Genomic DNA, 6,856 nt, shown 5'->3' on the forward strand with positions numbered 1-6,856 from the left:
TAAAGTTAATTTCTTTATATGAAACGATATTTCCCTTCCTGAAATTGCGGCGTTGTGCCAAGCAGCGCAAATTTTTACGCACCGCAAAGGCATTCCGCATCATGAAAAAAGCCGGTAACAGCGGTTACCGGCTTTGATCGGGGCCCCCTCCGTGCGAGCAGACTTGCCCGGCGCTCAGGTCATGACGCCACGCGACTGGTAGACGGCACGGCCTTCGGCGGCTTGCACACAAGCCACACGGCGAGCGCGATGAAACAGCCGCCGAAGAAATGCGCCATCGTGACGGCTTCATTCAGGAACACGGTCCCCCACAGCACGCCGAACGGCGGAATCAGGAAAGTCACGGTCAGCGAGCGCAGCGGGCCAAGATCCGCAATCAGGCGGAAGAACAACATATAGGCCACTGCGCTGCACAGGAAGCCGAGCGCCGCCATCGCAGCCCAGACACCGCCCGTGGCCGGGCCGGGAATGCCGGACGTCGCCGACACGTAGCCGAAGAACGGCAGCAGTACGATGGCAGCGCCCAGTTGGCTGCCGAACGCCACGAGCTTGGCGTCGAGGCCGCCTCGCTCGGTGATCCAGCGCTTGGTCAGATAGCCCGCCAAACCGTAGCAGGACGTCGCGACGAGACACGCCAGCGCGCCTATGACCACCGGTCCGGACATCGTGACCGGACCGGCGCGCGTCAACACGGCCACACCGACCAGACCGAGCAACACGCCCAGCGCCTTGGCACCTGTCAGACGATCATGGAAAAACAGGGCGCCGATGATGACGCCCATGAGGGGCGTCGTCGCATTGAGGATGGCAGAGTAACCGGCAGGCAGCACGCGGGCGGCCAGGCAGTACATTACGAACGGAATGCCGGAGTTGATCACGCCGAGCACCATCGACGCACCAAGCAGCCCCTTGAACTCCCAGCGAATCCGCAATGCCAGCAGAATCACCGCCAGCCCCACTGCGCCGAGGGCGACGCGCAGGAAGGCCGTAGGCAATGGCCCGAGTGCGGGCACGATGATGCGCATGAAAAGAAAGCTCGCGCCCCAGATGGCGGAGAGCGTCAGTAAACGGGCAATGTCAGATGAGCGCATGGTCGAAAAGGCGGCGCGACCGGCCGCCGGAAACATGGGAACGCGTGAATCGTCCCACATCGATGTCCGACACGCTGGTCATAATCGGACATGGCGGTACCCGCACCAGCCAGCCCATCGGAGATCACACGACCCATGCCGCATCGAACGCCCTCGCCCGGCCCGCTGCCCGTCGTAACACCACGCGGGTACGGCCTCTGGAATCACTACAAAGTCGCGTGGCTGGACATGCATGAGCGAGCGCGGCGCGACTACGTCAACGCTGACGGCGCAAAGGTGTCAGGTCATGCGGCATTGGCGTCGCGCTCGCGACGGTAGGCAACCCAATCCCCCCCTGAAACCAGCGGCAACTGACTGACCGCCGATTCGCTCACCGGATAAACGATGCATGCATACGTCGCGCCGTCGCACGCGACGTCGTGCATCTCCCGAACGAACAACCCCGCCTCGCCCGGATAGACCGCTTCGATCTCGTCGAGCACGGGGATCAGTGCCGCCGGAATCCGGTAAATGTCACCGGTCACATGTTCGCCCGCATCAGCGAGCACCATGCCCGGATAGCGTCCGAAATCATAAAGCCGCCCACCGAGTGACGCAGTGCCGACGTAGACCGGCGCCGCAATGCCGTGACGTGCGGCCGCTCGCATCATGTCGTTGATTTCTCCCACACGCAGCGTGCCATAGACGAAGGCATAGATTGCCTCGTCGGGGACGTCATGGGCGTCGCACAGATCATGCGTTGCCGTTGTCATTACGAACATCCAAATCGGAAATGGCTGACGTTGGATCAGAAGAACGTCAGAGAACGAAGGAAAATGCGTCAGGCCGCTTATAGCCACCTGGCTTGCGTCCGTCGCGGGCTGACTTGGATCATAGCGTCTTTGCCGCCCGGAAAGCTGTGGCACGCGCCCCTGAGCGACCAACGGAGACAGAGAGATCCCAACGCCCATGCGCGGCTGATTTACACTTATGAAACTCGAATTGTCGCGATTACGCCATGCCCAACCTCATGCCCGCGCCGCCCGACCTGTTGGATGCCGAGCTGCTGGGCGCCGATGCCGGCACCTCATCACCGGTCGACCCCGAACCGTATGTTTTGCCCACCGCATTCATGCCGACCCAGGCGCGCCCGGTGCGGCTGCGCGCACGGCCGTTGCGCGACGGCATCCGCGTGCCTGACCATCAGCATGCTTGGGCTCAGGTCGCGTACACGCCACGAGGTGTCATCCAGATTGCGGTAGCCGATGCGGCGTGGATCGTACCGCCATCGCGCGCAATCTGGATTCCGCCGAATGTCGTGCATAGCCTGCAAGTCAACGAACCTTCGTACCTGCGCACGCTTTATGTCCATCCGGAGGTCATCCCGGCGGGACTCGATCATTGCCGAGTCGTTGAGGTGTCGCCGTTGCTGCGCGAGTTGATCGCGGCCATCGACGTGCCTGAGGGCACCCTCGATGCCCCCCGCGAGCAACTACTGGGAGGCTTGATTCTTGATGAGTTGCGGCGCGCGTCACCGTTGCCCCTGGAGGTGCCGCTGCCGCGCGACAAGCGGTTGCTCACCCTGTGCAATGCGATGCTGGTCGATCCGGCGCGCGCCTGGACACTCGATCAATGGGCCCGCTACGCGGGCGCCAGCCCGCGCACCATCGGACGGCTGTTCCGGCAGGAACTCAATATGAGTTTCGTGCAATGGCGTCAGCAGGTCCTGCTGGCACAGGCGATTCCGCTCGCGTCGAAGGGATATCCGCTCGCCCGCATCGCCAGGGAACTGGGCTATCGAAGTCAGAGTGCGTTTTCCGCGATGTTCAAACGCACCTTCGGACGCACCCCCAGCGAATTCTTCGCCACCGTTCCCGACGCTACATCTGCCGGAACAGGTGCGCATACTGACGACTGACCGCCACGCGATCCTTGCGACGCTTGAGCTTGAGTGTGAGACGGCCCAACGGCGTATGCTGCGCGCTCACGACTTCAGCAACGTTGACCACCGTACTGCGGTGCACCTGCCAAAAGCGCGACGGATCGAGTTGCGGCATCAGTTCGCGCAGACTCGTGCGGATCAGCAGATCGCCGTCGGTCGTCGCCACCACGACATACTTGTCGGCGGCCTCGAAAAAGCACACATCCTCGACGGGCACGATGCGAATCTCGTCGCGCACCGAGGCTCGGACAAAATGCAGATACTCGCGGGCATCCGTGGGCGGGGCGTCGCGCGGCGCCGGCGCGCCGTCCTGCTGCCCTGACGGGGCTCCCGCCTCCAGGTGCGTGCGCAGCGTCGTCAGCAGTTGCGAGAGCGTGTTGCCGTCCGGCACGGCCAGGCGTTCACGCACCCGTGCCACCGTGCGCGCCAGACGGTCGGGCTCCACCGGTTTGAGCAGATAGTCGACGGCGGCCGCGTCGAACGCGTCGAGCGCGAACCGGTCGAACGCCGTCACGAACACGATCTGCGGCGGCCGGGCCAGCCGCGCGCATGCGCGAGCGACGTCGAGTCCGGTCGCGCCGGGCATGGAGATATCGAGAAAAACGACATCCGGTTGTGTCTGCGCGATGGCGGCGATCGCCGACGTCCCGTCCGGTGCTACGGGCAGCACATGCAACCCGGGCCACGTCTGCGCAAGCATGGTGCGCAACGCGTCGGCGAGCAAAGGTTCGTCTTCGGCAATCAGGGCAACGGGGGATGTCATGCACTCCACTCTCTGGGACTAGAAACCTATGCCGTTGGCACCGTTTGCGGCCCGGACAACACCACAGGCAAACGCAACGTTGCAACGACACCTCGCGGCACGCCCTCGGTGAGCGTGAGGCGCGCAGTGTCGCCATAGAGCACCCGCAGGCGCTCTCGAATATTCGTCAGACCGACGCCCCCCACAGGCTCGTGCACATCGCTTCGCACGGCGGCACGAAAGCCCGCGCCGTCGTCCGCCACGCGCACCGCCACTTGCCATTCGCCGTCCGCCAGGCGCTCGCGCCGGGCGCTGACATCCACCGAAGCGCCGCCGGCAAGGGGTTCGACACCATGCTTGATCGCATTCTCGACGAGCGGTTGCACGAGCATCGGGGGCACCTGTAACGTGCGGCAATCCTCGGGCAGATCGAGCATGTAGCGCAGCCGTTCGCCGAAGCGCACTTGCTGGATCGCCATCAAGGCGTCGAGCAGCGCGAATTCGTCGGCGAGCGTCGTGACCTCGGCCCGTGTGGCCGCGAGCGACGCGCGCAAGAACCGGTTGAGATGCCCGAGCAAGGTTCGTGCGCGCGCCGGATCGCTCGCGATGAGCGAGTCCAGATTGGCGAGCACGTTGAACAGAAAGTGCGGCTCCAGTTGTGCCTGCAGCGTCTGCAATTGCGCGTGGACGAGTGCCTTTTCTGCTGCTGCCTCGCGCAGTGCCTGCTGCGCAGTGGCTTCGCGCAGTTGCGACAGCCGCGCGCGCGACCACCCGTGATACGTGCCGATGCCGGTGGCAAGCAGCGCGATGAGCAGCACGATGGGCAACGAGTGTCCGTTCAACGGCCGCCACATCGAGATCGGCAGTCCCAGCAGCACGGTACCGATGGCGATGCCCAACACGAGCCCGGCCGCACAACCGAACGCCACGAGCAGCAGGAACGGCACCATCGCCGGTGCGCCGTCACGCCAGATCGCGCGCCGTCCACCGTCGACAAACGCGGTGATGGAAATGCCGATGCACTGACTGAAAACGAAGTTCTGTACGAAGGTGCCGCCGAAGCCGACAAAAAAGAGGATCAGGGCGATGACGGTGTTGAAGAGCGCGACGCCCACGAGTTCGCGAAAAAACGTCGTCCACAGGCCGCTCGTCACTTTGACGGGGCCTACGTGTGCGCTCTCAACGGATTGCGGTTGTCTCATCGTCGACATGCGTTTCATGCGCCTGCCCCGCCTGTCATGGCGAGCGAGCCTGGCCCGGCTTCTGGCGCCCTTTGCGTTTGTTTTAGTGCCCCTGCTTGCTTATCGCTGTTCCTGCCGTTACGGATGACCGACGTTTCGGTGCCGCTCGCCCTACGTGCGCTATCCGGCGCTGCGGCTGCCTCATGGTGCCACATCTGCGCCAGCGCGCTGTTAAGCGCCCGCCCCGGCATCAGGACGGCAGCGCCCCCGGCAATCACCAGTCCGGCGTACAGACCCAGCATCTGCCGGCGATGCCCGCTCACGTCACCCCGCCGTATCGCCACCACCGCCAGCACCAGACCGGTCAGCACGTAAGCCGCGAGCGCATGCAACCACGACAGATGGCCCCCGCCGAGTTCACGGATCCCGAAGCTGGTCGCCGCCGTCACGGTCATCGCCGCCACCCACAACCGACCAACCCAACGGTGCCGCGACGTGCCGCGTCGCATGAACAGAATACCGACGCCCAACAGTACGGCGGCTACCGCAGCCCCCAAATGCATTCCCACCATCGTCGCCATAACGTCCTCGCTGTGTACGGATCATGGCGCTACGATAAAAACCTGTCCCGACACACGCAACCGTCTTGCGACGAATGGCGTCAACACGCCGCCAACGGCGGACGGCAGGCGCGAACGGCAAGCGACGGGCGGCGGCCGCGCATTTTCGCCGACGATTGTGACACGACGATGCCAAGTGTCACGCGTAAAAAAATTAAGTCTTTACTGGTTTGATATGCGCCATGTGACCTGCCCCCGGCAAACAGGGCCATCCGGCATCTAGTAGAGTTCGTTTTCGGAGAAGAAGACGAACATGAAGAAACGCTTTTCGGAACAGCAAATCATCGGGTTTCTGAAAGAAGCCGGGGCCGGTATGCCGGCATGGAAGTCTCGGACGCACGCCGACTGAAGGACCTGGTGGAACGCGAAGGCACGCACGCCAATCACAAACGGGTGTATCGCCTGTATCGTGAGGCGGGGCTGACGGTGCGGCACCGTCGCAAGCGCCACGGCGTCATGATTGAACGCGAGCAACTGGCCTTGCCGAACGCGCCCAACGAGGTTTGGTCAATCGACTTCGTGATGGATACGCTAGCCAATGGGCGGCGCCTGAAGTGCCTGACAATCGTCGACGATTTCACGAAAGAGGTTGTCGACATCGTCATCGACCACGGCATCTCAGGTTTGTATGTCGCTCGCCCACGCTCGCGCTGTCATCGCGGCATAGCGTCAGGACTACAACGAGCAAAGGCCGCACAGCGCACTGAATTACCTCTCGCCATCGGAGTTCGCGGCGAAACATCGGACAACAGCGGATGCTCCTGCCGCAGTCCAGGAGCTGGTTTAAAGGGACTTTGCCAGAAGTCCATTGGCCCCTATTGAAGGGGGCAGATCACCGTTATTTCGAGCAGGAAGAGATGACGGCGCAAGCCAGGGTGAGCAAAGCGAGATGAGTATCGAGAGAGCGCTCGAAACGAGTGCGCAACTAGCCGAAGCCGGCAAGCCAGGCGGGCTACTTCGAGACCACGCGCCACCAGCAATTAGATTCGGCTACACGACGCTTTTCCCCGGCAACGGGCGAAGAGCCCGCATGATGCGCCGCCGGGTGCGGCACGGTAACTGACAAAGTTAACAGTTGTCGAGTGACAAATCGAGTGGCTTCATGGCGATTCTGCGAGCAGGTGTGTCGCACCCGCCCCGGCTTCGAATTCTTGCGGAGACGTTCATGAACACCAGCGATCCCCTCTCCCCGCCGCGACGTTTCCGGGCTTCTGGCAATGGTGTCGGTGCGATCTCCCGGACACCGCCCACTTGGCCCACCACCCTGACCCGCATCCTGGCGACTGTCGAGTCACCCCGCA

General features: G+C 63.2%; 6 protein-coding genes and 1 pseudogene. 2 read left to right on the forward strand and 5 right to left on the reverse strand.

The window, feature by feature from the left end; translation table 11 throughout:
- Window positions 1–179: 179 nt before the first annotated feature.
- Together PHO31112_RS23335 and PHO31112_RS23340 are read right to left on the reverse strand one after the other, a co-directional pair.
- A complete protein-coding gene (locus PHO31112_RS23335) occupies window positions 180–1,091 on the reverse strand; it encodes a DMT family transporter (protein ID WP_150623571.1) in 912 nt (303 codons plus the stop codon).
- A 284-nt stretch (window positions 1,092–1,375) separates the two neighbouring features.
- Complete coding sequence (locus PHO31112_RS23340; RefSeq protein ID WP_150623572.1) at window positions 1,376–1,843, reverse strand: gamma-glutamylcyclotransferase family protein; 468 nt, start codon at window positions 1,841–1,843, stop codon at window positions 1,376–1,378.
- Between the two features lie 245 nt (window positions 1,844–2,088).
- On the opposite strand from PHO31112_RS23340, the gene PHO31112_RS23345 reads away from it, so the two are divergent.
- Window positions 2,089–2,988: an AraC family transcriptional regulator gene (locus PHO31112_RS23345; RefSeq protein WP_246178489.1), complete on the forward strand. Its 900-nt coding sequence runs from the start codon at window positions 2,089–2,091 to the stop codon at window positions 2,986–2,988.
- Here the strand turns inward: PHO31112_RS23345 and PHO31112_RS23350 are convergent.
- Genes PHO31112_RS23350 through PHO31112_RS23360 form a run of 3 tightly spaced genes read right to left on the reverse strand, consistent with a single transcriptional unit; the run spans window position 2,951 to window position 5,516 of the window.
- A complete protein-coding gene (locus tag PHO31112_RS23350) occupies window positions 2,951–3,775 on the reverse strand; it encodes a LytR/AlgR family response regulator transcription factor (RefSeq protein ID WP_150623574.1) in 825 nt (274 codons plus the stop codon). The two genes, PHO31112_RS23345 and PHO31112_RS23350, sit on opposite strands and share 38 nt — an antisense overlap.
- Before the next feature lie 26 nt (window positions 3,776–3,801).
- Window positions 3,802–4,956, reverse strand: coding sequence for a sensor histidine kinase (locus PHO31112_RS23355; RefSeq protein WP_174995848.1), 1,155 nt, complete (start codon window positions 4,954–4,956; stop codon window positions 3,802–3,804).
- Between the two features lie 14 nt (window positions 4,957–4,970).
- Window positions 4,971–5,516, reverse strand: a complete 546-nt coding sequence (locus PHO31112_RS23360) for a DUF2306 domain-containing protein (RefSeq protein ID WP_150623578.1) — start codon at window positions 5,514–5,516, stop codon at window positions 4,971–4,973.
- Between the two features lie 378 nt (window positions 5,517–5,894).
- Here PHO31112_RS23360 and PHO31112_RS23365 point away from each other — a divergent pair.
- Window positions 5,895–6,342 (forward strand): annotated as a pseudogene (locus PHO31112_RS23365) (DDE-type integrase/transposase/recombinase); the annotation flags it as partial.
- Between the last annotated feature and the right edge of the window lie 514 nt (window positions 6,343–6,856).

It is taken from the genome of Pandoraea horticolens (assembly GCF_902459555.1).
Classification (GTDB): domain Bacteria; phylum Pseudomonadota; class Gammaproteobacteria; order Burkholderiales; family Burkholderiaceae; genus Pandoraea; species Pandoraea horticolens.

Bases quoted from the DNA above. Each gene is read 5' to 3' on its own strand.
- PHO31112_RS23345 (WP_246178489.1), top strand. From the start codon at position 2,089: ATGCCCAACCTCATGCCCGCGCCGCCCGACCTGTTGGATGCCGAGCTG.
- PHO31112_RS23360 (WP_150623578.1), bottom strand. From the start codon at position 5,516: ATGGCGACGATGGTGGGAATGCATTTGGGGGCTGCGGTAGCCGCCGTA.
- PHO31112_RS23335 (WP_150623571.1), bottom strand. From the start codon at position 1,091: ATGCGCTCATCTGACATTGCCCGTTTACTGACGCTCTCCGCCATCTGG.
- PHO31112_RS23355 (WP_174995848.1), bottom strand. From the start codon at position 4,956: ATGAGACAACCGCAATCCGTTGAGAGCGCACACGTAGGCCCCGTCAAA.
- PHO31112_RS23340 (WP_150623572.1), bottom strand. From the start codon at position 1,843: ATGACAACGGCAACGCATGATCTGTGCGACGCCCATGACGTCCCCGAC.
- PHO31112_RS23350 (WP_150623574.1), bottom strand. From the start codon at position 3,775: ATGACATCCCCCGTTGCCCTGATTGCCGAAGACGAACCTTTGCTCGCC.